Source organism: Pseudoroseomonas sp. WGS1072 (genome assembly GCF_049340465.1).
Taxonomy (GTDB): Bacteria; Pseudomonadota; Alphaproteobacteria; order Acetobacterales; family Acetobacteraceae; genus Pseudoroseomonas.
Window position 1 is genome coordinate 122,929 of record NZ_JBMPSU010000002.1, and the last position, 24,197, is coordinate 147,125.

Genomic DNA, 24,197 nt, shown 5'->3' on the forward strand with positions numbered 1-24,197 from the left:
ATGACGCCCCGATGTCGTTGCCGTGACAAAGGGAGACGACCCGTGCCGGCTTGACGGAAGCACGATTATTCTGGACACATCTCGATATTCCACGATGAGGGGCGGGAGGATAGCTTCATGCCGCATGACGGACACGACCACCACGACCTTCCGCCGGGCATCCCGGAGGATGGCTGGAAGCACAGCGGCGTTCGCGTGATCCCTGGCGACAGCCTGGACCCGAACACCGCCAGCACGCCCGGCATGAACCGCGCCGCGGCCATCAATGCCGCGCGGGTCGGCGCGCAGAAGATCTGGGCTGGCACAGTTCACATCCACGCCAATGCCAAGACCGGCGCGCATCACCACGGGCCGCTGGAAAGCGTGATCTATATCGTGAAGGGCCGCGCCCGCATGCGGTGGGGCGAGCGGCTCGAATTCGTCGCAGAAGGTGGTCCGGGCGACTTCATCTACGTCCCGCCCTATGTGCCGCACCAGGAAATCAACGCCTCCACCGACGAGACGCTGGAATGCGTGCTGGTGCGCAGCGACAACGAGGCGGTGGTGGTGAACCTGGACATCGAGCCGGTGGAGAAGCCGGAGAACGTCCCCTGGGTCGACCCGATCCACAAGGCGCCGGGCTGAACCGGAAGGCACGGGGCAGGGGGCACGGCATCTTCGGGTTGCGCTCCCGCGCCAGGCTCCGAACTATGGGGGGATGTCCATGCGAATCAGCACTCTCACCCTGAACCCCACCATCGACCTGGCCTGCGAGGCGGAGAAGGTCCGCCCCGTGCGCAAGGTCCGCACCTTCGACGAGCGGCAGGACCCGGGCGGCGGCGGCGTCAACGTCGCCCGCGTGGTGCGCGAGCTCGGCGGCGAGACCCTGGCCATGGTTCTGGTCGGCGGTGTCACCGGGCACTTCCTGGAGGAGCTGCTCGAGGAGATCGGCGTGCCGCACCGCAGCATCCCGATCGCCGGCCGCACCCGGATCAGCCAGACGGTGCTGGACCGCAGCCTGGGCGAGGAGTTCCGCTTCGTCCCCGAGGGGCCCGAGGTCGCCGAGGCGGAATGGCAGGCCGCGCTGGCCGCGCTGGAGGAGCTGCCGGAGGGCGAGTGGCTGGTGGCCAGCGGCAGCCTGCCGCGCGGCGTGCCGGAGGATTTCTATGCCCGGGCCGGTGCCATCGCCCGGCGGCGCGGGCTGCGCATGGTGCTCGACACCTCCGGCGCCGCGCTGCGCGCCGGGGTGGGGCCGGAGATCGAGCTCATCAAGCCGAGCCTCGGCGAATTCGAATCCCTGGTCGGGCGCGAATTGCGGGGCGAGGGAGATCTGGAAGCGGCGGCGCGGGAGATGCTGGGCCGTGGGATTGCGCGGCGCATCGCCGTCACGCTCGGCAAGGATGGCGCGCTGCTAGCCTGGGAGGGTGGGCTGCGCCGCCTGGACGCGCTGCCGGTGACGGTACGCGGCGCGGTCGGCGCGGGGGACAGCTTCGTCGCCGCCATGACCCTGGCCCTGGCGCGCGGCGCGGGGGATGAGGATGCCTTCGCCTGGGGCGTCGCGGCGGGTGCCGCCGCCGTATCCAATGCCGGCACCGCGCATCCGACCGAGGCGGATGTGCGGCGCCTGCGGGCGATGGTGCCGGGCCTTCCGCTGCCCGGCTGATCCGGGATCAGGCCCGGAGCTCGGCGCGCAGCCCGTTGCTCCGGCTCAGGACCTGGATGGCCACCTCGCCGGCGGGATGGGCGAAGGTGCCGCCGGCCCGTCCGAAGCCGATGTCGAGATGGCCCTTGCCGAGGCGCAGGTTGCGGAGCGTCAGCCCGTCCAGGAAGCGCGGCAGGGCGGGCTTCTCGAAGCGGATGCAGCCGGCGACAGGATCGAAGCTGAGACCCAGGCAGGTGCCGAGCAGGGCGAGCGGCGTGGTCGCCGCCCAGGCCTGCGGCGAGCAGGCCACCGGATAGAGCGTCGGTCCCTGGCCACGCCGGCGTGGAAAGCCGCAGAACAGTTCCGGCAGCCGGCGCAGGTCCACATAGGTCGCGGCCGCGAAGAGGCCCTCGAAGATGCGGATGGCCGCGGCGGTCTGACCATAGCGAACGAAGCCCTCCGCGATCAGCGCGTTGTCATGCGGCCAGACCGAGCCGTTGTGATAGCTCATCGGATTGTAGCGGGGCTGGCCGGCGGCCAGGGTCCTGATGCCCCAGCCGGAGAAGAAGGCGGGCTCCATCATGGCCTGCGCCACGCGCTCGGCGCGGTGCGGCAGGGCGATGCCGGCGAAAAGCGCGTGCCCGGCATTGGAGGCGCGGACCCGGCAGGGCCGCTTGCGGCCATCGAGCGCCAGCACATAGGTGCCCAGCGCCTCGTCCCAGAAGGCGGTGTCGAAATCACGCTGCAGGCGTGCGGCGCGTTCCTCCAGCGCGGCGGCGCGGGTCGCCTGGCCGAGCTGCCGCGCGATGCCGGCCGCGGCGCGCCAGGCGGCATAGACATAGGCCTGCATCTCGACGAGGGCGATCGGGCCTTCCGCCATCTCGCCGCTGGCGTGGAAGATGGAATCGTGGCTGTCCTTCCAGCCCTGGTTCAGCAGCCCGTCCGGCCGCTTGCGCTGGTACTCGACGAAGCCGTCGCCATCGGGGTCGCCGCTCTCCTCGATCCAGCCGAGCGCCGCCTCGATGTTCGGCCAGAGCCGCCGCAGATGCGCGATGTCGCCGGTGCGGTCGAGATAGGCGCCGGCCAGCATGATGAAGAGGGGGGTGGAATCGACGCTGCCATAGTAGCGGCGGAAGGGCACCTCGCCGAGCATGGCCATCTCGCCCTGGCGCGTCTCGTGCAGGATCTTGCCCGGCTCCGCATCGGTCAGCGGATCGGTTTCCGTCGCCTGGTGGGCCGCCAGATAGCCGAGGACGCCGCGCGCCAGGGCGGGATCGTACCAGAGCGTGTGCCAGGCGGCGATCAGCGCGTCGCGGCCGAAGGCGGTGCTGTACCAGGGGATGCCGGCGTAGGGGTACGGACCTTCCGGCTTGTCGGTGGTCAGCATGCTGAGATCGGCCCCGGCGCGGTGCAGCGTCTCGTTGAAGATGTCGTTGCTGGTCTCCACGCGGGTTCGGCGGGCCTGCACCATGCGGAGCGCGCGGCGGGAGTGCCGCAGCGCCTGGCCGAAGGCCGTCTGCGGCGGGCAGGCGGCGGTGGGCCGGTCACAGCCGATCTCGACGAAGAAGGCCCGCCGCTCGCCCGGCAGGAGGTCGAACCGGAAGACCGCGCGATGCGATTCGAGGTGTTCCGGCGTGGGGTCGAAGCGCAGTCGCGTCTCGCGCCGCACGGAATCGAGACCGGTATAGGCCAGCCTGACCTCCGCCGGCCCGGTCTCGGCCGCGTGCCGCGTGCCGTGGCGGAGGCGCTCGGCGCCACGGGCCTCGAAGAGATCGGCGAAGTCGGAATCGAAGTAGAGCTCGATGGTGACGTGGCGCCGGCGGTCGTCGAAGTTCCGCACCGAGATGCGTTCGTGGCAGGTGCTGTCCCAGAGGAAGCGGCTGCGCCGCAGGTGGATGCGGTCATTGGGAAGACCCGCCGCCTCGCCGGATGCCGCCGGCAGGTCGGGGTTGGTGAGATCGCAGGCCAGTGCGGCATTGTCGTCCTGCAGGGCGGCGCTGAGCAGCATCGGCCGCGCCCCGTTCAGCAGGAGGGTGTAGAGGGACAGGTAGCGCGTATCGCCGTGGTAGAAGCCCTGGGCACCGGGTCCGAGATCACCGGCATGGTCGAAGAGCGCGAAGCTGTCGCCATGCTTCAGGGTGATCAGATGGCCTTCCTGCAGCGAGACCGTGGCGCTGACCGGGAAGGCCGAGAGGTCCGGGGGGCCGGCCTCCGTCGCATGCCCGTCCATCAGGACACCGCCGGTGTCAGGAGGGGGGTCGGGCAGCGAAATCGGGAGAGGGTCGCAATCATGGGTGGTGAACCTCCGGCGCGCTGCGCTCTATCCGTCGGAAGAACTGAGCCTTCCGTCAAGGGATAAAGCAGACGCGCCGGCAAAGTCACCGGCCGGCGGTCCGGATCTGCGCCCTGCCGCCGGCGGCCCACCCGAGGGCCGGCTTGGCCTCAGCCGGGCATGAGGCCGGCCTCGCGCGCCATGCCGGCCATGTCGTGGCGGGCCTTCTGCATGTCCTCCAGGGTTCCGAAGGCGTTCATGTAGTGGCCCTGGAACCCCCGGCCCTCCAGCAGGGCGAACATGGCGCCGAAGTCGAAATTGCCCTCTCCCGGCAGCAGGTGCTGCTCATGCCCGTTGCGGAAGCAGTCGGCCAGCCGCACCTCCGCCACGCGCTCCAGCGGAATGGCGGAGACGAAGCCTTCCACACCCTCCGGCATGAGGTGCGCGTGATTGGCGGTGAAGGAGAGCGCGAAAGCGGGAGAGTGGATCCGCTCGTAGTAGTAGCGCCATTCCTCGATGCTGTGCGCGAGGTAATGCACCTCGGCATCCTGCGGTTCCTTGTTGAGGTTCTCGAGCAGCAGCAGGGCGCCGCGCTTCTCGGCATGCTCGACCATGCGCTGCAGCCGCTCCAGCCCCGCCTCCATGCGGAGCTTCACGTCCGCGGTGAAGTGATAGCCGGCATGCACGACGATCCAGGCGGCGCCGAGCTTGGGTGCCAGGTCGATATAGGCCCGCATGTAGTCGTCCACCGCCTCCGAGAGGAAGGGGGAGTATTCGGCCACGTTCACGGCCGAGAGGGTGTGCAGGCCAAGCGTGACGCCGCGGGCGGCGGCCTGTTCACGGATGGCGGCGGCACGGGCGTCGTCGAAGCGGTCCACACGATTGGCGCCGGTGTCGAGCTGGATGTCGATGTAGCGGACCTGGTTGCGGGCCGCCCATTCGATGGCGTCCTCCAGCGGCAAGCGGCGGCCGATATCCACGCCGATCCTGTCGAGAAGCGTCACGTCGTTTCCTTCCCTGTGTTTCTCGTCGGGGGCATCCCCCGGCGTTGGTGTTTATTGTTTACAGCCTGCATTGCCGGTGACAAGCTTCCCGACGGGAGAGGATGTGCCGGAAAGGCCGACCATGCCGCGACGGGGCCATGTCGCCCGGCGCGCGGCCGGCGGCGCCTGTTCCGAGCATGGAGCAGGGAAGGCGAACGACGCGCATGGACATGCCAATCCAGCAACTGGCCGAAGGCAGGATCCTGAGCCGGAAGGAGGCGGGGATCGGCTGGCTGACCATCAATCAGCCGGAGAAGCGCAACGCCATCTCGCTCGCCATGTGGGACGCGATCGGCGCGGTGGCCGAGGACTTCGCCGCCGACCCGGCCGTGCGGGTGGTGGTCATGCATGGCGCCGGCGGCAAGGCCTTCGCCTCGGGCGCCGATATCAGCGAGTTCGACCGCATCCGCGCCGACGCCGCCGCCCAGGAGGCCTACGGCCGGCGCAGCGGTGACGCGCGGCGGAAGCTGGAGGGGCTGGGCAAGCCTCTCATCGCCATGATCCAGGGCTTCTGCATCGGCGGCGGCTATGCCACGGCGCTGATGGCGGATATCCGCATCGCCTCCGAGGACAGCCGGTTCGGCATTCCCGCCGCCCGGCTCGGCATCGCCTACGGATATGAAAGCCTGGAGCGGCTGGTCGCTCTGGCGGGGCCGGCCGTGGCGAAGGAGATCTTGTTCACCGGCCGCCAGCTCGACGCCGCGGAGGCGCTGGGCTTCGGGCTGGTCAACCGCGTGGTGCCGGTCGCGCAGCTGGAGGCGACGGTCAGCGAGCTGGCCGGCCAGATCGCGCGCAACGCGCCACTGTCCATCCGGGCCTCGCGCGAGGCCATCGAGCAGATCGCCGGCGATCCGGCGCGGCGCGACCCTGGCCGGATCGAGGCGCTGAACCGCGCCTGCTTCGACAGCCAGGATTATGCGGAGGGGCGGCGCGCCTTCCAGGAGAAGCGCGCGCCCCGGTTCAGCGGCCGGTGAGCGTCCCGGCGAGCGTCAAGGCGGGCAGAGACCGGCCGCGGCGGAGAGAGCGGAGGAGAGCAAGATGGTGAGGATCAGCAGGAGGATCCTGTTCGGGCTGGCGGCCGGCGGGGCGATGGCCGGCTTCGGGCGGCGGGCGGAAGCCGAGGATCTGCTGCCGCACGAGAAGGAGCTTCACGAGGCGGCGAAGCGCGAGGGCGAGATCACCTGGTACACCGGCCAGATGCAGGCCGAGCCCTCCGAGGCGGTGGGCCGTGCCTTCGCGGCCCGCTATCCCGGCGTGAAGGTCAATGTGGTCCGCAGCAGCTCCCAGGTGACCTTCCAGCGCCTGGCGCAGGACATGCGGGCCGGCGTCTCGCAATGCGATGTCTTCAGCTCCACCGATTACAGCCACGCTTCCTATCTGAAGCGGGAGGGCCGGTTGATGCAGTACCGGCCGCAGAATGCCGCGAAGCTCATCCCCGTGGCGCGCGAGGCCGCCGATCCCGACGGGCTGTTCCAGATCACCTATCTGGGCCTCTACCTCATGGCGCGGAATAACAACGCCGTCACCGAGGCCGACGCGCCGAAGGGCTGGAAGGACCTGCTCGACCCGAAATGGCGGGGCAAGATCGCCGTCGGCCATCCGGGCTACAGCGGCGCCATCACCTCCTGGTGCCTGATGATGCAGAAGATGTACGGCTGGGATTACTTCAAGCAGCTGGAGCGCAACAATCCGCTGATCGGCCGCTCCAGCGGCGACCCGGTGACGGCGCTGAACGCCGGCGAGCGCAGCATCGGCGCGGCCATTCCCTCGGCCACGACGCTGCTGAGCATCTCCCGCGGCAACCCGATCACGCTGATCTACCCGACGGATGGCACGCTGATGGTGCCCTCCCCGACCGGGGCGCTCGCCAAGGCACCGCATCCGAACGCGGCGAAGCTGTTCATGGAATTCGTCACCAGCCCGGCCTACCATCAGGCGACGCGGGAATTCTTCGGGGAGTCGCTCCGCCCCGAGGTGCCGCCGCCGCCGGGCGCGCAACCTCTCGACAAGATCCTGATGATCACGCCGACGCCCGAGGAGGTGGAAAGCGGTGGCCAGGAGGTCAAGGAACTCTGGCGCGACACCTTCGGCGTCTGAGCAGGCTGGACAACCCGGTGCGGAGACGCCGGGGCAAAGCAGGAAACGACAGGAGAGGATCATGACGGAGATCAGCCGCCGCGGCGTGCTGGCCGCTGCCGCCATCCTGGCCGGCAGCCCGGCCCAGGCCGCATCGACGCCGATGTCGCCCGAGGAGAAGGCGCTCTACGAGGCAGCCCGGCGAGAGGGCGAGATCACCTGGTATTCCGGCCAGTTGAGCGCCGAACCCTCGGAAGCGGTCGGGCGCGCCTTCACCGAGCGCTATCCGGGCATCCGCGTGAATGTCGTCCGCAGCGCCTCGCAGGTCGCCTTCCAGCGCCTGTCGCAGGACATGCGGGCCGGCGTCGCGCAATGCGATGTCTTCAGTTCGACCGATTACAGCCACTCGACCTTCCTGAAGCGGGAGGGGCGGCTGCTGGCCTATCGGCCGCGCAACGCGGAAAGGCTGCTGGACTTCGTCCGCAAGGCCGGTGATGCGGAGGACCACTTCCACGTCTTCTACATCGGCGTGCATCTCATCGCCCGCCGGGAAGGGCAGGTGAGCGAGTCCGAGGCGCCGCGCCGGTGGCAGGACCTGCTGGACGCGAAGTGGCGCGACAAGCTGGCCGTCGGGCATCCGGGCTATAGCGGTGCCATCGGCGCCTGGACGGTGATGATGCGCAAGCTCTACGGCTGGGACTACTTCACCAAGCTCGAGCGCAATCGCCCGCAGATCGGCCGCTCCAGCATCGATCCGGTGACCGCGCTGAACGCCGGCGAGCGCAGCATCGGCGTGGCCATCCCCTCCGCCAGCACGCTGCTGAGCATGGCGCGGGGAAATCCGCTGAAGCTGATCTACCCGGAGGACGGGACGGTGGTGGTGCCTTCACCCAGCTCGATCCAGAAGAACGCGCCGCACCCGAACGCCGCCAAGCTCTTCATGGAGTACTGCACAGGGCCGGACTACTTCCGCGTGACGCGGGAATTCTACAACGAATCGCTTCGTGCCGACGTGCCGCCGCCCGACGGCGCCACACCGCTCGACCAGGTGAAGCTGCTGATCCCCGAACCGCAGGAGATCGAGACCGGTGTGCCGGAGGTCAAGGAGCAATGGCGCGATACCTTCGGGATCTGACGCCGTGTCGAACCGGGCGCGCCGAAATGGGAAAGCCTCTGCCGCATGACTGAATCCGCCGCCATCCTGGCCAAGCCGGCCGGGGTCACGGAGCCAAGGCCGGGACTGCTGCGCCGGCTCCGCTACCTTGAGCCCTCGAACCTGATCTGGATCCTGCTGGTCGCCGCCCTGCTCTTCCTCGTGGCGGTGCCGATCGGCAAGCTGCTCGTGGTCAGCTTCGAGGCGCGCACCACGGGCGAGTTCACCTTCGCCAACTACGCCCAGGCCTATGGGCGCGCGCGGTATCTCGAGGCGCTGGTGAACTCGCTCATCCTGGGCGCCTCCTCCGCCTTCCTGTCCGTGATCTTCGCCGTGCCGCTCGCCTGGGCGGTGTCGCGCACCGACATGCCGGGCAAGGGGTTCACCTGGGCCATCGTGATGGGCGCCTTCATCCTGCCGCCCTATCTGGGCGCGGTCGGCTGGATCCTGCTCGCCGGGCCCAATTCCGGATTCATCAACCAGGCCTGGCAATGGGTGACGGGCTCCGGCTCCACGCTGGTGAACGTCTACAGCTTCCCCGGCCTCGCCGTGGTCATCGCCCTGCATTCCTTCCCGCTGATCTTCATCTTCGTGAAATCGGCGCTGGATCTGATCTCGTCCGAGATGGAGGACGCCGCCAACATCCTCGGCGCGGGCACCTGGGCGGCGACGCGCAAGGTGACGCTGCCGCTGGTCTGGCCCGCGATCCTGGGCGGCATCATCATCGTCTTCCTGGAGACCATCGCGCTCTTCGGCACGCCGGCCATCATCGGCATCCCGGCGCGCATCAACGTCGTCACCACGCAGCTCTGGCAGTTCTTCGAATATCCCGTCCGCGTCGAGGTGGCGGCGGCCTATGCCATGCCGCTGCTGCTCATCACCATCGGCATGATCGTGGTGCAGAAGCTGCTGCTGGCGCGCAAGGGCTTCGTCTCACAGACCGGCAAGGGCGGCGAGCGGCGGCCGATCAAGCTCGGGCGCTGGCGCTGGGCGATGTTCGGCTACTGCGCCTTCATCGGCGCGCTCGCCGTGCTGATGCCGCTCGGCGTGCTGCTGCAGGCCTCCTTCGCCAAGGCCTGGGGTCGCGGCCTCGCCTGGGGCAACTTCACGCTGGACAACTACACCTATCTCCTGTTCCGGCACGAGATGGCGCTGACCTCGATCTGGAACACGCTGCTCTATTCCGCCTCGGCCGCCAGCTTCGCCGTGCTGATCGCGGTGCTGATCGCCTATATCGTCGCCCGGCGGCTGGTGCCCTTCGGCGGCGCGCTCAGCTTCCTGGCCATGGCCCCCTTCGTCATCCCGGGCATCGTCATGGCGATCGGCTTCTACGCCGCCTATGCCGCGCCGCCGGTCGCGCTCTACGGCACGGCGCTGATCATCATCCTGGCCTTCACCTCGCGCTTCCTGCCGATCGCCTTCGCCAATTCCTCGGCCGCGGTGCGCTCGGTGCATCCGGAGATGGAGGAGGCCTCGCGCATCCTGGGTGGCGGCCGGATGCTGACCATCCGCAAGATCACCGCGCCTTTGATCAGCCGCAGCCTGATCGGCGGCTGGCTGATCGTCTTCATCGTCGCCTCGCGCGAGCTGTCCGCCGCTGTCTTCCTGGTCGGGCCGCGCACCCGCACCATGGCCGTGCTGCTGTACGATCTGAGCGAGGCGGGGAATTTCGAGGTGCTCGCGGCCTTCGGCGGCATCCTGCTCGCCATTACCCTGGTGCTGGTCGCCATCGGCATGAAGCTGGTGGGCCGCGACTTCATGCTTCGGAGGAACTGAGATCATGCCCCGCCTCACGCTCAAGGGCCTCGGCAAGGCTTATGGCCAGCTCAAGGTCGTGGACGATGTGAACCTGGCGCTGGAGGAGGGGGAGTTCGTCTCCCTCCTGGGGCCCTCCGGCTGCGGCAAGACCACGACGCTGCGCATGATCGCCGGCTTCGTCGAGCCCACCGCCGGCAGCATCAGCATGAACGGCGAGATCCTCTCGGCGCCCGGCGCGGTGTTGCCGCCGGAGCGGCGCCGCATGTCGATGATCTTCCAGAGCTACGCCATCTGGCCGAACATGACGGTCGCGGAGAATGTCGGCTTCGGCCTGAAGCTGCAGAAGCTGCCGGCGGCCGAGATCAAGGCGCGGATCGGCCGCATCCTGGAAGTGGTGCAGATGTCGCATCTCGCCGACCGCTATCCGGCCGAGCTCTCGGGCGGGCAGCAGCAGCGCGTGGCGCTGGCCCGCGCCATCGTCGTGCAGCCCTCCGTTCTGCTGCTGGACGAGCCGCTCTCCAATCTGGACGCCAATCTGCGCGAGGAGATGCGCTTCGAGATCCGCCGCCTGCATGACGAGTTCCGCATCACCACCGTCTATGTCACGCACGACCAGTCGGAGGCCATGGCGACTGCCGACCGCATCGCGGTGATGAACAGCGGCCGGATCGAACAGGTGGATGCGCCGCATGTCATCTACACCCGGCCCCGCACGCGGTTCGTCGCCGCCTTCATCGGCCGGACCAATCTGCTGGAAGGGCGGATGGCGAATGGCGAGATCGGGCTCGACGGCTTCGCCCTGAAGGCGGCGCAGCTCAACGGCTCGCCCTCTGATGCCGGACGGCCGATCCTGCTCTCGGTCCGGCCGCAGAGCATGGCCCTGCACCGCAGGGAGCCGGTCCCGCAGGACGGCCGGCCCGTCCTGGCGGCCACCGTGGCCCAGCGCACCTATCTCGGCGAGTCGTGGGACTATGTGGTGCGGCCGCGGGAGAGCGGGCTTAGCCTGAGGGTCACGGCTCCGCCGTTGCAGGTGCACGAGATCGGCGAAACGGTCTGGCTCGAGTTCGATCCGCAGCAGATCGCCGTGGTGAACTGAGGCACGCCGGCGGCACCCGGCATCACGCGACGGTGATGCCGGGTGCCGTGGATTTGCCACCCTTTCGGGGCCTTGTCATAAGCGCTGCGATGAGCGCTCTGCCCGGCGACAGGACCTGATAGAATCACGATGGTTTCCCAGCACCCTCCGGTACCGCCGGCGGCCTCCGGCCTGCCTGTGGCCCAGCGGCTGCGCCACTGGCTGCGCCGTAGCCCCCGCCTGGCGCGGCTGCTTCGCCGGATGGCGCGCAACGCCCAACAGACCTTGCCGGGCACCAGCCGGCTTCTCATGCTGGCCGGCCTGCAGCAGCCGGGGCCGGATCTGGCGGAGTATCAGCGCTGGCTGCGGCGGCATGGCACGCTGTCCGCCAGCGAGAGGGCGGCCATGCTCCAGGCCGTCGCCGGCCTGAGCGACCCGCCCTGCATCTCCGTCGTCATGCCGGTCTACAACGCACCGGAGGCCTTCCTCCGTGCCGCGCTGGAATCGGTCGAGACCCAGCTTTATCCGCATTGGCAGCTCTGCATCGCCGACGATGCCTCGACAGCGCCGCATGTGCAGGCCGTGCTGCAGGCGGCGGCGGCGCGGGATCGCCGCATCCAGGTCGTGCGGCGCCCGCGCAACGGCCATATCAGCGCGGCCACGAACTCGGCCCTGGCCCTGGCCGGGGGCTCGCATGTCGCGCTGATGGATCATGACGATCTCCTGGCGCCTGACGCCCTGTTCCACGTGGCGCTCGAGATCCGGCGCCATCCTGACGTCACCCTGATTTTCACGGATGAGGACAAGATCGACGGTCAGGGGCGTCGCTACGATCTCTATGCCAAGCCGGGCTGGAGCCCCGAACTCCTGCTGCAACAGAATCTGGTCAGCCATCTGGGCGTCTACCGGCGCGATCTGCTGGAGAGGCTCGGCGGGCTGCGCGAGGGCTTCGAGGGCAGCCAGGACTGGGATCTGGCCCTGCGGAGCGCCGCGCTCGCCGGGCCGGGGCAGATCCGCCATATCCCTCGCCCCCTCTACCACTGGCGCCAGGGGGCGGGCACGGAATCCTTCTCCGAGGGCGCCCTGGAGCGCTGCGCCAGCCGGGGCCGGCAGGCCGTGCAGGCGCATCTCGGCCATCGTCGCGAGGCCGGCGCCCAGGTTGTGCCGCATGCCGATCTGCCCGGCTGGTCGAGGATCCTCCATCCCCTGCCGCAGCCGGTGCCGCGCGTCAGTCTGATCCTGGCGGGGGAGCCCGATCCCGCCCGGTTGGAGGCGTTGCTGGCCGGCACCGACTATCCGGATGTGGAAGTCCTGCCCACCGGCGCGGCTTCCGCGTCCCCGCCGGCCGGCGGGGCCGGGGCAGGGGTCGGTGCGCTGCGGCGCGCGGCCGAGGCGGCATCGGGAGAGGTTCTGCTGCTGCTGGCGCCGGGGCTCATGCCGGCGGAACCGGACTGGCTGCGGGAACTGGTCTCCCTGGCCCTGCGGCCCGGTGTCGGGGCGGCCGGCGCCGCCCTGGCCGGCCCGGATGGCCGGCTGCGCCATGCCGGCTACGTGCTGGGCGCCGGCGGCGCGCTGGTCGGGGAGAATCCGTTGATACGCGGGCTCGGCCTGGGCAATCCCGGCTACGCCGGGCAGTTCCGCCTGGTCCGGGACGTGGTGGCCGTGAGCGGGGAGGCGATGGCGATCCGCCGGGCGCTCTACCTGGAGCGGGGCGAGGCCGACGCCGGCCCGGCGCCCTGGGCCGATCTCGACCTCGGCCTGCGCCTGCGCGAGGCGGGGCTGCGCAACCTCTGGACACCCTATGCCACCCTGATCGGCGCTCCGGATCCGCAGGGCGGGCCGGCCGCCGACCCCGCGCTCCGCGCCGCCGCGGAGGCGATGCTGCGGGCCCGCTGGGGCCGCGCACTGGAGCAGGATCCCTTCTACAGCCCCTTGCTGGACCTGCGGGACGGCCACCGTCTCAGGGCGCCGCCGCCCTGGCGGGAGGAGGGCCCGCATGACTGACGTGGCCGTGCTTCTGGCCACCTACAACGGTGCTGCTCACCTCGAGGCGCAACTGGCCAGCATCGCCGCGCAGCAGCCGGTGGACTGGCGCCTGCTCTGGCGGGACGATGCCTCGCGCGACGCCACGCCGGAGCTGCTGCGATCCTTCGCCGAAGGCGAGGGCGCCGGGCGCGTGACGCGGATCACCGGGCCGCAGGGCAGGGCGGGGGCGGCGGGCAGCTTCATGGCGTTGCTGGCGGCGGCGCCGGAGGCGGGAGCCTATGCCTTCTGCGATCAGGACGATGTCTGGCTGCCCGGCAAGCTCGCGCGCGCCCTGCGGCGGCTGGAGGAGGTTCCGCCCGGCCAGCCGGCCCTCTACTGCGCGCGTCAGCGGCTGGTGGACGCGGCGCTGCGCCCGATCGGCCTCTCCCCGGTTCCGCCCAAGCCGCCGGCATTCCGCAATGCCCTGGTGCAGAACATCGTCACGGGCTGTACCGCCGTGCTGAACCCCGCGGCGCGCCGCCTGATGCTGGCGGCCCCGGCCGTGCCGCCCGGCTCCCTGCATGACTGGTGGAGCTATCTCATGGTCACGGGCGCGGGCGGCACGGTGATCTTCGACCCGGAGCCAGCCCTGCTCTACCGCCAGCATGGCGGCAATGCGGTTGGCAGCCCGGCCTCGGCGGGGCGACGCGCGGTGGCCGCCCTGCAGCGGGGCGCCCGGGCCTTCCTGACGCTGTTCCAGGCGCATCTGGCGGCCCTCGACCGGGCACGGCCCCTGTTGACGCCGGACTCGCGGGCTCTGCTGGATCTGCTGCGCCCCCTGCCGGAGCTGTCTCCACTGGCGCGCTGCCGCCGGCTGCGCCGGGCGGGCCTCTATCGGCAGGGGCGGCTGGAGGATCTGATGCTGCGCCTCTGGTTCCTGCTCGAGGCTCCCGCCGCCCTGCCGCCGGGCCGGCCTTCCGGCTGACGGCGTGGCGGCGGGAGCACCCGCTCAAACCGCCTGCGGCACCGCGGGTTCCGGAGCCTGAAGCAGGACGCGCGGGGCATCCAGGCGGATCGTGCAGATCAGTCCTTCCTCCTGCCAGCGCATCTCCACCCTGCCGCCCAGCTGGTGGGTGATCGCGCCTTCGACCATCTTCAGGCCGAAGCCGCGCCGGGGCGGGGCGGCCGGTGACTTCGGGCCGCTCCGTTCGATCCAGAGCATCTCCAGCTGCGCGTCCTCGATGCGCCAGCCGAGGCTGACACGGCCCTGCGGCGTCGAGAGGGCGCCATGCCGCTGCGCGTTGGTGGCCAGCTCGTGCAGAGCCATGGCCAGCGGCTGGACCGCGATCGGCACGATGGCGTGCGCCTCGCCCTGGATCGTCAACTGGGCGGGATCGAGCTCGGCGAGCAGCGTCTCCCGCGCCACGGACTGAAGATCGCTGCCGAGCCAGCGATCGCGCGCCAGGAGCGTATGCACCCTGGCCAGGACGGACACCCGCCCCCGCACGGTCGCGGCGAAGTCGCCGCTGCTCTCCGCCCGGCTCATGCGCAGCACCGACTGCACGACGGCCAGGACATTGCGCGCGCGGTGGTCCACCTCGCTGCTCAGCATCTTCTCCCGCTCGGCCGCTTCCTGCGTGGCGGTGACGTCCATGACCACGCCGCTCATGCGAAGGGCCGCGCCGTTGGCGGCGCGGTCCACCACCGCGCCCTGGCTGTGCAGCCAGCGGGTCCGGCCGTCCGGCCAGACGACGCGATAGAGCATCTCGTGCATTCCGGGGCCGGCGGGGTCCGCGGCCTCCATCAGCGCCACGCGCTGCTGCGCCACATCCTCGGGATGGACGGTCTCCAGCAGCCGGCTCATCGTGCCCAGGGCGCCGGGCACCCGGCCGAACAGCGCCTCGCGCCCCGGCGAGCCGGTGAGGCTGTCGGAGCCCAGCTCCCATTCCCAGGCCGCGATGCGGGCGGCGGAGAGCGCGCGGCTGAGCCGCCCCTCGCTCTCCGCCAGGGCCTTCTGCCGGCGGTGCAGGTTGATGCTGGCCGCGACCATGGCCGAGGCCACCTCGGCCAGCTCCCGCACATACATCGGCGGCGGCCTCAGGCGGCGCCCCCGCCCCATGTCGCGGGCCATCTGTCTCAGCCCCTCGACCGGCCGGGCGATGCGGCGCGCGAAGAGCCAGGCCATCAGCATCGCCAGGCCGGCGATCCAGGCCACCGCCGGTCCGAGCAGGCGGATGGACGCCAGGAGCGGAGATTCGGTCGGCTGGTACGGCAGGGTGATGTGCACCCGCCAGCCCGTGAGCGGCGAGCGGCGGAAGGCCACCAGGGAATCCTCGCCGGTGAGCGAGGGCACCGGGACGGTGCCGGCGGAACTCCTGAAGAGGGATTGCACCTCCTCGGACAGACGGTAGCCGCGGAACTCGTCATGGTGCTGGCTGCGCGCCATGACGTGGCTGTGCTTATCGAAGATCGTCGCCACCCAGCGGCCTGGAAGCGCCAGCTTGCTCAGGCTGCGGTAGAGCACATCGATGGGGGTGAGAAGGGTCAGGTAGGCTCTGGGCAGGCCGTCCCGGATGACCGGCACGGTGATGGGAAAGGCGTATTCCCCCGCCCGCGTCACCAGCAGATCGCCCACATAGGGGCTGTCCCGGCTTTCCTGGAACTCGGGCAGGGCCTGCGAGGAGGGGGAGCTGTTGAAGATCAACCCGCCGGCCGGATCGCGCAGGATGATCCGCGCGGGGCCGGTCAGGGTCGCGACCGTCGCCGCCTGCCGGGCGAAGGGGGCGAGGTCGGCCCCCATACCCAGATCATCCAGCGAGGGATGCCCGGCCAGGACCTCCAGCAGGCGCAGATGGCCACCCAATGTGGAATCCAGCACCGAGAGGATGTTCTGCACATGGTCCGCGGCCGTGGTCCGCAGGCCGCGCTCCTCGCTGCTGAAATAGGCGTGCAGCAGGACGCCGCAGGCCAGGAGGATAGGGATCAGCAGGCTGCCGCAGAGCAGCAGCAGGTTCACGGTGATGGACAGGCGGCCACGGGGCGGCCAGCGACCCGCGGGCGAGAGAAGCGGCCTCATACGCGTCCTGCGACGACCATCCTCGCCATCACCGCGCTGCAGGGAGGCCGGGATCCATGATCGGTCGCCGGGCGGCCCCTCTCAGGAGCAGGCCGGACCGGGACAATGACGCGCCGGAGCTCCGGCCGGCTGCCACCGGCGCGGGGAGGCCATTGTGGCCATCGGCCAGCACCGGTTCGAAAACTAACGGTTCCATGGATCCATGCAACTACAAGCTGATCTCAGATATTCCCTTAACCAAAGGGTGTATGCAAGCCAGGAACGATTCCATTTCATAATGGAATCAGGCGGCTCGGGCCGCCTGCATCGCGGCCCGCATCCGCGCGATGGCGCCGGGCAGCCCATGGAAGACGGCGGAGCCGATGAGGAAATGGCCGATGCTGACTTCCGAGATCTGCGGCAGGGCCGCGATCCCTCCCACGCTGCACTCGTCCAGGCCATGACCGGCATGGCACAGCAGGCCCTGTGCCGATGCCGCCTCGGCGCCGGCGCGAAGCCGCGCCAGATGCGGCCCTCGCGCCGCCTCCGGCGCATCGGCATAGGTGCCGGTGTGGAGTTCCACGGCCTGCGCGCCCAGGGCGGCGGCGAGGGCGATCTGCTCCGGGTCCGGCTCGACGAAGACCGCGACCTCGATTCCGGCGCCGGCCAGCCTTCCGATGGCCTCCGCCAGCGGCGCCCCGGCGGCGCGCAGGTCGAGCCCGCCCTCGGTGGTCAGCTCGGCGCGCTTCTCCGGCACGATGCAGCAGGCCGCCGGCCGCAATTCGAGCGCGATCCCCACCATCTCGGGCGTCGCCGCCATCTCGAAGTTCAACCGCAGGCCCGGCTCCGCCCGGATGCGCCGCACATCCTCGTCGCGGATATGCCGCCGGTCCTCGCGCAGATGCACCGTGATGCCGTCGGCACCGGCGCCGATGCAGCAGCGCGCCGCCTCCACCGGGCAGGGGAAGCGGCCGCCCCGGGCGTTCCTGAGCGTGGCGACATGATCGACATTGACCGACAGGCGCAGGGGATTCACGCGGATCTCTCCTCGGAGGGGCCAAGGGATGAAGTAAGGTGGGCGTGCCGGGCCATCTCCCCGGCCAGGCGCAGGGCGGCGATCAGGCTCGAGGGGCTGGCGCGGCCCTGGCCGGCGATATCCAGCGCCGTGCCATGGTCGGGGCTGGTGCGGATGATGGACAGGCCGAGGGTGACGTTGACCCCGCCCGCCATGTCCAGCGTCTTCACCGGGATCAACGCCTGGTCGTGATACATGCAGAGCGCCACGTCGTAGCCGCGCCGCGCCTGCGGCGTGAACAGGGTATCGGCGGGGAAGGGGCCGCGGGCATCGACCCCCCGCGCGCGCAGCCGCGCGATGGCGGGGGCGACAATCTCGCGGTCCTCATGCCCCATGGTGCCGTCCTCCCCGGCATGCGGGTTGAGGCCGGCGACGGCCAGGCGGGGCGCCGCGATGCCGAAGGACCGCCGCAGCCCGGCGGCGGTCGCGAGGCCGATGCGCTCGATCAGCGCCGGCTCCAGACTGTCGATGGCGCTGCGCAGTGATTGATGGATGGTGACCGGCACGGTGCGCAGCCCGGCGGCGGCGAGCAGCATCACCGGCGGCCCGTCGCCCGGCGCCAGCTCGGCCAGGAACTCGGTGTGCCCGGGATGGCGGAAGCCGGCGGCGGTCAGGACGGATTTCTGGATCGGATTGGTCACCAGCGCGGCGGCCGCGCCCTGCCGGACCAGCCGCACCGCCGTCTCGATGGCGCCGATGACCATCGGGGCGTTGCGCGGGTCCGGCCGGCCCGGCTCGGGCGGCACGGCGAGCGGCCGGTGCAGCACCGGCAGGGCCTCCGGAAAGCAGGCCGCCGCCTCCGCCGCGGCGCCGATCCGCCGCACGGGCAGGGAAGGCGGCAGGACGGCCGCGTCGCCCACCAGGAAGAAGGCCGGGCCGCCGTCCCGCAGGGCCCGCCAGGCTCCCGCCGCGATCTCGCCGCCGATGCCAGCCGGCTCGCCCATGCTGAGCGCCAAGGGAAGCGGTGTGGGGGGAAGCGGTGCGGTGTCCCCTGGCCGCCGCATCAGCGCAGGCCGGCGAAGGTGTCGCAGGCCGCCAGCTCGCCGCGCTGCAGGCCGGTGCGGAACCAGCGCATCCGCTCCTCGGACGAGCCATGGGTGAAGCTCTCCGGCTGCACCTGGCCCTGGCTGCGGCGCTGGAGGCGGTCGTCACCGACGGCGGCCGCGGCATTCAGCCCTTCCTCGACATCGCCCTGTTCGAGGATGCTGCGCGCGCGCTCCGCGTGATTCGCCCAGAGTCCCGCGAAGCAGTCGGCCTGCAGCTCGACACGGACCTGAATGGCATTGGCCTCGGCGCGGTCGGTCGCCTGCTGCTGCATGCCGCGTGTCAGCTCCAGGATGCCGAGCTGGTTCTGCACGTGATGGCCGACCTCGTGCGCGATGATGTAGGCGGCGGCGAAATCGCCATTCGCCCCGAGCTGCCGCTGCAACTGCGCCATGAAGTCGAGGTCGATATAGACGCGCTGGTCGTTCGGGCAATAGAACGGCCCGACCTGCGACTGGGCCGCGCCACAGGCGGACTGTGTCGCGCCGCTGAACAGCACCAGCACCGGGTCGCGGTAGGCGCGGCCGATCTTCTGGAACTGGTCCTTCCAGACCATCTCCGTATCGCCCAGCACCTGGGCGACGAAGCGGCGGCCGGGATCGTCCGCCGAGGGGGTGGCCTGCCGCTGCTCCGCCTGCTGCTGCTGCGGGTTCAGCGAGCCGTCATCCAGCAGGATCGAGGGATCAACCCCCAGGAACATCAGCAACAGCACCAGGGCGACGCCGCCCAGCCCGCCCCCCACGGCGATCCCGCCCCGGCGGAAGCCGCCGGCCCCGCGCCGGTCCTCGACATTCCGGCTCTCCGGCCCATCAAGCCGCATCTCTGGTCATCCTTCCCGCTGGCGTCCTATCGGCCGCGCCGACCCGCGGCGAACGTGCCACGAGCCGGCCGGTTGCGACATTGCCCCCGGGCCGGCCCCTGCGCCAGAGGGGGAGGTCAGAGGGGGAGGTCGAGGGGAAGGTCAGACCTCGGCATAGGCGCCATTCTTCCAGACGTAGAAGACATAGTCCGGCACGGTGACATCGCCCTTGCGGTCGAAGCTGACGGAGCCGAGCACGCAGGTCCAGGGGCCGCCCGCCTTCAGCGCGTCCGACACCTTGCGGGGATCGGTGCTGTTGGCCTTCTTCGCCGCCTCCGCCCAGATCTGGACGGCGGCGTAGGTGTAGAGGACATAGCCCTCGGGATCGACGTTCCTCGCCCGGAAGCGGCCCACCACCTCGGCGGCGCTCGGGCGCTTCCGCGGATCGGAGGAGAAGGTCATCAGCGTGCCCTCGCCCGCCGCGCCGGTGATCTGCCAGAACTCGTTGGTCACCAGCGCATCGCCGCCGATCAGCGTCACAGGCATGCCCTGTTCCTTGGCCTGGCGCAGGATCAGACCGGCCTCGGTGTGGTAGCCACCGACATAGATGACGTCGACGCCGGCGGATTTCAGCCGCGAGACGAGGGCGGAATAGTCGCGCTCGCCGGGAGTATAGGCGGCATAGAGCGCCTCGGTCATGCCGGCGGCGTTCAGCGACTTCTTCGTCTCGTCGGCCAGTCCTTTCCCATAGGCCGAGTTGTCGTGCAGGATGGCGACCTTCTTCCCGCCATATGTCCTGGCGATGTACTGGCCGGCGACGATGCCCTGCTGGTCGTCGCGGCCGCAGGTGCGGAAGGTGTTCCAGCCGCCCTCGTCGGTGAACTTCGGATTGGTCGAGGCCGGGCTGATCTGCAGCACGCCCTCCTCCAGATAGACCTTGCTGGCCGGGATGGAGGAGCCGGAGCAGAAATGCCCGGCGATCAGCTTCACCTGCCGGCTCGCCATCTGGTTGGCCACCGAGACCGCCTGGCGCGGATCGCAGGCATCATCGCCGATCTCGAGCGCGAGCTGCTGGCCGAGCACGCCGCCGGCCGCGTTCAGGTCGGCCACCGCCTGCTCGGCCCCGGCGCGGAGCTGCGCGCCGAAGGCGGCGTATTGCCCGGTCATCGGCCCGACGGAGGCGATGCGGATACCGCCCGACTGCGCCGCGGCCCGGCGCACCGGACCGGTCATGCCCAGGGCGGTAAGAGCCGCCGCACCGCCGAGAATCTGTCTGCGCTGCACCATGATCTGCCTCCGCTTGCCTGCCGCGGGCGCATGCCGCCCCGCGATCCGCCTCGCCCCGGCGAGCCTATGAGGCTTCGCCACGCTTCGCCAGCACGTTCCTCGGAGGGAACGATCGTCAACCGCCCAGCTCAACCGCCCAGATAGGCGTCGCGGATCTCCGGCCGCGCCAGCAATGCGCGGCCGGTGCCCGAGAGCGTGACCTTGCCGGTGACCAGCACATAGGCCCGGTGCGCGAGGCGCAGCGCCTGATTGGCATTCTGCTCGACCAGCAGCACGGTCAGCCCGGTCTCGGCGTTCAGCCGGCGGATGGCGGTGAAGATCTGCCGCGAGACGAGCGGCGCCAGGCCCAGCGAGGGCTCATCCAGCAGCAGCAGGCGCGGCCGCGACATCAGGGCGCGGGCGATGGCCAGCATCTGCTGCTCGCCGCCCGAGAGCGTGCCGGCGCGCTGCGCCTCGCGTTCCTTGAGGCGGGGGAAAAGCCCGAAGGCCTGTTCCAGGCCGGGACCGGGGTCGTGACCGGCGCTCTGCGCGCCCATCAGCAGGTTCTCATGGACGCTCATGCGCGGAAAGACGCGCCGCCCCTCGGGCGACTGTGCGATGCCGCTCCGCATGATGCGGTGGGTCGGCTCCTGGGTGATGTCCCGCCCGTCGAAAACGATCCGACCGGAGCGGGCGCGCGGATCGCCGCAGATGGTCATCAGCAGGGTGGACTTGCCGGCGCCGTTGGCGCCGATCAGCGTGACGATCTCGCCGGCGGCCACCTGCAGCGAGACGCCCTTCAGGGCCTCGACCGCGCCATAGAAGGTGGAGACCTCGCGGATCTCGAGCAGGGGCTGCGTCATGCGGCGGGTCCGTCCCCGGCGGCGCCCGCATCCGCCTCGTCCTCCTCGTCCTCGTCCTCGCCCTCGCCGAGATAGGCGGCGATGACGCGTGGGTCGGCCCGGATCGCGGCGGGAAGGCCATCGGCGATCTTGCTGCCATGGTCCAGCACGACGATGTGGTCCGAGATTCCCATGACCACGCCCATGTCGTGCTCGATCAGCAGGATGGAGCAGGGCGAGGCGCCCTCCGCGGCGCGGCCGTCACGGATGGCGCGCAGCAGCGCGCCCAGCGCCAGGGACTCACGCGGATTGAGCCCGGCGGCGGGCTCGTCGAGGCAGAGCAGCGCGGGCTCCGTGCACATGGCGCGTGCGATCTCGAGCCGCCGCTGCGCGCCATAGGGCAGGCTGGCGGCGGGGTCATCGGCGCGGTCGAGCAGGCCGCAGGCCTCGAGCCAGGCCGTGGCGCGGCCGATGGCCGCCGCCTCCGCCGCCCTGTAGCCGGAGAGGCCGAGGACCGCGCCGATGCCGAAGCCCGTCGCCGCCATCAGCCGCCGGTGCTGCGCCACCAAAAGGTTCTCCAGCACCGTCATGCCGCCGAAGAGGCGGACATTCTGGAAGGTCCGCGCCACGCCGGCGCGGGCGATGCGGTGCCCGGCCAGCCGGTGCAGGGCGACGGGCCGCTCCGGCCGGTGCAGCGTGATGCTGCCCTCGCTCGGCCGGTAGAAGCCGGTGATGCAGTTGAACATCGTCGTCTTGCCGGCGCCGTTCGGACCGATGACGGCGGTGATGGCCCCCGTGGCGGCGGCGAAGGACACCTCCCGCACCGCCGTCAGGCCGCCGAACCGCATCGTGAGGGCCTCGACCGAGAGGATCGGCCGCATCAGCCACGGCCCTCCGCGACCATGCTGGCGCTGATCGTCCGGCGCTGTCCCAGGGCGACGGAGGGCGTGCGGCTGCCGACGAGGCCGCGCGGCTTCCAGATCATGATCAGCACCATGGCGCCGCCGAAGACCAGCATGCGCCACTCCTGCAGGTCGCGGAACACCTCGAAGCCGCCGATCAGCCCGAGTGCTGCGATGGCCACGCCGAGCTGGCTGCCCAGCCCGCCGAGAACGACGATGGCGAGGATGATGGCGCTCTCGATGAAGGTGAAGGATTCCGGGCTGATGAAAGCCTGGCGCGTGGCGAAGAAGGCGCCGGCGAAACCCCCGAACATGGCGCCGAGGGCGAAGGCCGTGAGCTTCGTCGTGGTGATGTTGATGCCGAGGCTGCGGCAGGCGACCTCGTCCTCGCGCATCGCCTCCCAGGCACGGCCGAGCGGCTGGCGGCGCAGGCGCAGCGTCACCCAGTTGGTGAGCAGGGCCAGGGCCAGGATCAGGTAATAAAGGAAGACGACACGGTGCGTCGGGCTCGGCTCCAGGCCGAAGGCGTCGGCGAAGCTGCCCGGACCGCCGCCCGCCGAGAAGGAAAGGCCGAAGAAGCTGGGGCGCGGGATGCCGGAGATGCCGTTGGGGCCGCCGGTCAGCGAGACCCAGTTCAGCAGCACGAGCCGGATGATCTCGCCGAAGGCCAGGGTGACGATGGCCAGGTAGTCGCCGCGCAGCCGCAGCACCGGGAAGCCGAGCAGGATGCCCCAGAAGGCCGCGAGGAGGCCGGCGAGCGGCAGGCAGATCCAGAAGGAAAGGCCGAAGGACTGCGCCAGCAGCGCATAGGAATAGGCGCCGACGGCGTAGAAGGCGACATAGCCGAGGTCGAGCAGGCCGGCGAGGCCGACGACGATGTTGAGCCCCCAGCCCAGCATCACATAGGTCAGCACCAGGATGCCGAGATCGAGCTCGTAGCGGCCGATGCCCGGAATGGCCGGCAGCAGCAGGGCGAAGGCCAGCAGGAGCGGCGCGACCAGGCGCCCCGAGCGGGACAGCGGGCCCGCCAGCCGCTTCGGCAGTGATGCGCCGCGCCGCGCCGCGCGCCAGTCCTGCCAGAGGCGCGCGGCGAGCCGGCCGAGGAAGACGACGCCGACCAGCAGCGCGACATCCGGCCAGCGGGTCCGCAGGAAGAGGGCGCCGCCCGGACCGACATCGGTGCGCAGACCGACCAGCGGCAGGAAGAGGCCGAGCGCGATGAGGGCGGCCAGGGCGGCATCCCTGAGCGCCGGCGCGAGGGCCGGCCGCGCCGCCGGTGCCGTCATACCTTCTCGACCTCCGCCCGCCCGAGCAGGCCGGTGGGCATCAGCAACAGCGTCAGGATCAGGATCGAGAAGGCCGCGACATCCTTGTACTGCACGCTGAAGTAGGCCGACCAGAAGGTCTCGATCAAGCCGATCAGAAGGCCGCCCAGGACGGCGCCCGGCAGGCTACCGATGCCGCCCAGCACGGCCGCGGTGAAGGCCTTCACGCCGACCAGGAAGCCGATGTAGAAATCGATCACGCCATAGCGCAGCAGGTACATGGTGCCGGCCACCGAGGCCAGCGCGGCGCCGATGACGAAGGTGATGCTGATGGTACGGTCGGTGTCGATGCCGAGCAGGCTGGCCATCCGGCGATCCTGCTCGCAGGCGCGCATGGCGCGGCCGAGCGGCGTGCGGGTGACCAGCCAGGTGAAGACCGCCAGAACCGACAGCGTGACCACGACGATCAGCATCTGCATGGTGGAGAGCTGCACGGCGAAGTCGCCGTCCCGCATGACGGTGATGCCGCCCCGCACCAGCGGCTCCATCGGCTTCACCCGGGCGCCCTGGCTGACCTGGACATAGTTCTGCAGGACGATCGACATGCCGATGGCGGAGATCAGCGGCGCCAGGCGGAAGGAGCCGCGCAGCGGCCGGTAGGCGATCCGTTCGACCGTCCAGCCGTAGAGCGCGGTGAAGGCCATGGAGAGGACCAGGACCAGGAGGATGGCGGCGGCGCCGTCGAGCCCGCCGCCGGCCGTGACGAGGAGCAGGAAGATCAGCGAGAGGAAGGCGCCGATCATGAAAATATCGCCATGGGCGAAGTTGATCATGCCGATGATGCCGTAGACCATGGTGTAGCCGACGGCGATCAGGCCATAGATCATCCCGAGGGAGATGCCGTTGATCAGCTGCTGAAGCGCATAGGCCAAGCGGCTCCTCCTCGTGATTCGCATCACCCTCGCCGAGCCTATCTTCGCTCGGCC

The 24,197-nt window shown here is 70.5% G+C and carries 20 protein-coding genes; 9 read left to right on the forward strand and 11 right to left on the reverse strand.

Going from position 1 to position 24,197, the window contains the following annotated elements; translation table 11 throughout:
• Positions 1–117: 117 nt before the first annotated feature.
• A complete protein-coding gene (locus ACF3NH_RS18725) occupies positions 118–624 on the forward strand; it encodes a cupin domain-containing protein (protein WP_422925023.1) in 507 nt (168 codons plus the stop codon).
• Positions 625–703: 79 nt separating this feature from the next.
• On the forward strand, positions 704–1,642 hold the full coding sequence (locus ACF3NH_RS18730) for a 1-phosphofructokinase family hexose kinase (protein WP_422925025.1): 939 nt from the start codon (positions 704–706) through the stop codon (positions 1,640–1,642).
• Positions 1,643–1,649: 7 nt separating this feature from the next.
• On the opposite strand, the gene ACF3NH_RS18735 is transcribed toward ACF3NH_RS18730, so the two are convergent.
• Both ACF3NH_RS18735 and ACF3NH_RS18740 read right to left on the reverse strand, forming a co-directional pair.
• Positions 1,650–3,851 carry an amylo-alpha-1,6-glucosidase gene (locus ACF3NH_RS18735; RefSeq protein WP_422925027.1) on the reverse strand — a complete coding sequence of 734 codons (2,202 nt, stop codon included), beginning with the start codon at positions 3,849–3,851 and terminating at the stop codon, positions 1,650–1,652.
• Positions 3,852–4,063: 212 nt separating this feature from the next.
• Complete coding sequence (locus tag ACF3NH_RS18740; protein ID WP_198366819.1) at positions 4,064–4,897, reverse strand: sugar phosphate isomerase/epimerase family protein; 834 nt, start codon at positions 4,895–4,897, stop codon at positions 4,064–4,066.
• Positions 4,898–5,100: 203 nt separating this feature from the next.
• Between ACF3NH_RS18740 and ACF3NH_RS18745 the strand changes: the two genes are divergently transcribed.
• The 7 genes from ACF3NH_RS18745 to ACF3NH_RS18775 all read left to right on the forward strand — a co-directional run bounded on the left by ACF3NH_RS18745 (position 5,101) and on the right by ACF3NH_RS18775 (position 13,948).
• Entirely contained in the window at positions 5,101–5,910 is an 810-nt protein-coding gene (locus tag ACF3NH_RS18745) for an enoyl-CoA hydratase (protein ID WP_422925030.1), read from the forward strand.
• A gap of 64 nt (positions 5,911–5,974) precedes the next feature.
• Positions 5,975–7,033 carry an ABC transporter substrate-binding protein gene (locus tag ACF3NH_RS18750; protein ID WP_422925032.1) on the forward strand — a complete coding sequence of 353 codons (1,059 nt, stop codon included), beginning with the start codon at positions 5,975–5,977 and terminating at the stop codon, positions 7,031–7,033.
• A gap of 61 nt (positions 7,034–7,094) precedes the next feature.
• Positions 7,095–8,147 (forward strand): ABC transporter substrate-binding protein, encoded by a 1,053-nt coding sequence (locus tag ACF3NH_RS18755; RefSeq protein ID WP_198366822.1) that lies wholly within the window; start codon positions 7,095–7,097, stop codon positions 8,145–8,147.
• Between the two features lie 45 nt (positions 8,148–8,192).
• Positions 8,193–9,941, forward strand: a complete 1,749-nt coding sequence (locus tag ACF3NH_RS18760; protein ID WP_422925034.1) for an ABC transporter permease — start codon at positions 8,193–8,195, stop codon at positions 9,939–9,941.
• Between the two features lie 4 nt (positions 9,942–9,945).
• Positions 9,946–11,019: an ABC transporter ATP-binding protein gene (locus ACF3NH_RS18765; protein WP_198366824.1), complete on the forward strand. Its 1,074-nt coding sequence runs from the start codon at positions 9,946–9,948 to the stop codon at positions 11,017–11,019.
• 129 nt (positions 11,020–11,148) lie between these two features.
• A complete protein-coding gene (locus tag ACF3NH_RS18770; protein WP_422925037.1) occupies positions 11,149–13,002 on the forward strand; it encodes a glycosyltransferase in 1,854 nt (617 codons plus the stop codon).
• The gene (locus tag ACF3NH_RS18775) at positions 12,995–13,948 is read left to right on the forward strand and encodes a glycosyltransferase (RefSeq protein WP_422925039.1); all 954 of its coding nucleotides are present in this window, start codon (positions 12,995–12,997) and stop codon (positions 13,946–13,948) included. Before ACF3NH_RS18770 ends, ACF3NH_RS18775 begins: the two co-directional genes overlap by 8 nt.
• Positions 13,949–13,972: 24 nt before the next feature.
• On the opposite strand, the gene ACF3NH_RS18780 is transcribed toward ACF3NH_RS18775, so the two are convergent.
• The 9 genes from ACF3NH_RS18780 to ACF3NH_RS18820 all read right to left on the reverse strand — a co-directional run bounded on the left by ACF3NH_RS18780 (position 13,973) and on the right by ACF3NH_RS18820 (position 24,143).
• Positions 13,973–16,039 carry a sensor histidine kinase gene (locus tag ACF3NH_RS18780; RefSeq protein ID WP_422925041.1) on the reverse strand — a complete coding sequence of 689 codons (2,067 nt, stop codon included), beginning with the start codon at positions 16,037–16,039 and terminating at the stop codon, positions 13,973–13,975.
• Between the two features lie 283 nt (positions 16,040–16,322).
• On the reverse strand, positions 16,323–17,054 hold the full coding sequence (locus tag ACF3NH_RS18785; RefSeq protein WP_422925043.1) for a pyridoxine 5'-phosphate synthase: 732 nt from the start codon (positions 17,052–17,054) through the stop codon (positions 16,323–16,325).
• Positions 17,051–18,097 (reverse strand): 4-hydroxythreonine-4-phosphate dehydrogenase PdxA, encoded by a 1,047-nt coding sequence (gene pdxA / locus ACF3NH_RS18790; RefSeq protein ID WP_198366828.1) that lies wholly within the window; start codon positions 18,095–18,097, stop codon positions 17,051–17,053. The genes ACF3NH_RS18785 and pdxA overlap by 4 nt, the downstream gene beginning before the upstream one ends.
• Positions 18,097–18,957, reverse strand: a complete 861-nt coding sequence (gene ypfJ, locus ACF3NH_RS18795) for a KPN_02809 family neutral zinc metallopeptidase (RefSeq protein ID WP_198366829.1) — start codon at positions 18,955–18,957, stop codon at positions 18,097–18,099. Before ypfJ ends, pdxA begins: the two co-directional genes overlap by 1 nt.
• 141 nt (positions 18,958–19,098) lie before the next feature.
• Positions 19,099–20,223: a branched-chain amino acid ABC transporter substrate-binding protein gene (locus ACF3NH_RS18800; protein WP_198366830.1), complete on the reverse strand. Its 1,125-nt coding sequence runs from the start codon at positions 20,221–20,223 to the stop codon at positions 19,099–19,101.
• 128 nt (positions 20,224–20,351) lie between these two features.
• Positions 20,352–21,065 (reverse strand): ABC transporter ATP-binding protein, encoded by a 714-nt coding sequence (locus ACF3NH_RS18805; protein WP_457485704.1) that lies wholly within the window; start codon positions 21,063–21,065, stop codon positions 20,352–20,354.
• Positions 21,062–21,925 (reverse strand): ABC transporter ATP-binding protein, encoded by an 864-nt coding sequence (locus ACF3NH_RS18810; RefSeq protein ID WP_459077148.1) that lies wholly within the window; start codon positions 21,923–21,925, stop codon positions 21,062–21,064. The genes ACF3NH_RS18805 and ACF3NH_RS18810 overlap by 4 nt, the downstream gene beginning before the upstream one ends.
• Entirely contained in the window at positions 21,925–23,232 is a 1,308-nt protein-coding gene (gene livM, locus ACF3NH_RS18815) for a high-affinity branched-chain amino acid ABC transporter permease LivM (protein WP_422925046.1), read from the reverse strand. Before livM ends, ACF3NH_RS18810 begins: the two co-directional genes overlap by 1 nt.
• Positions 23,229–24,143, reverse strand: coding sequence for an ABC transporter permease subunit (locus tag ACF3NH_RS18820; protein ID WP_422925048.1), 915 nt, complete (start codon positions 24,141–24,143; stop codon positions 23,229–23,231). The genes livM and ACF3NH_RS18820 overlap by 4 nt, the downstream gene beginning before the upstream one ends.
• Positions 24,144–24,197: the final 54 nt, after the last annotated feature.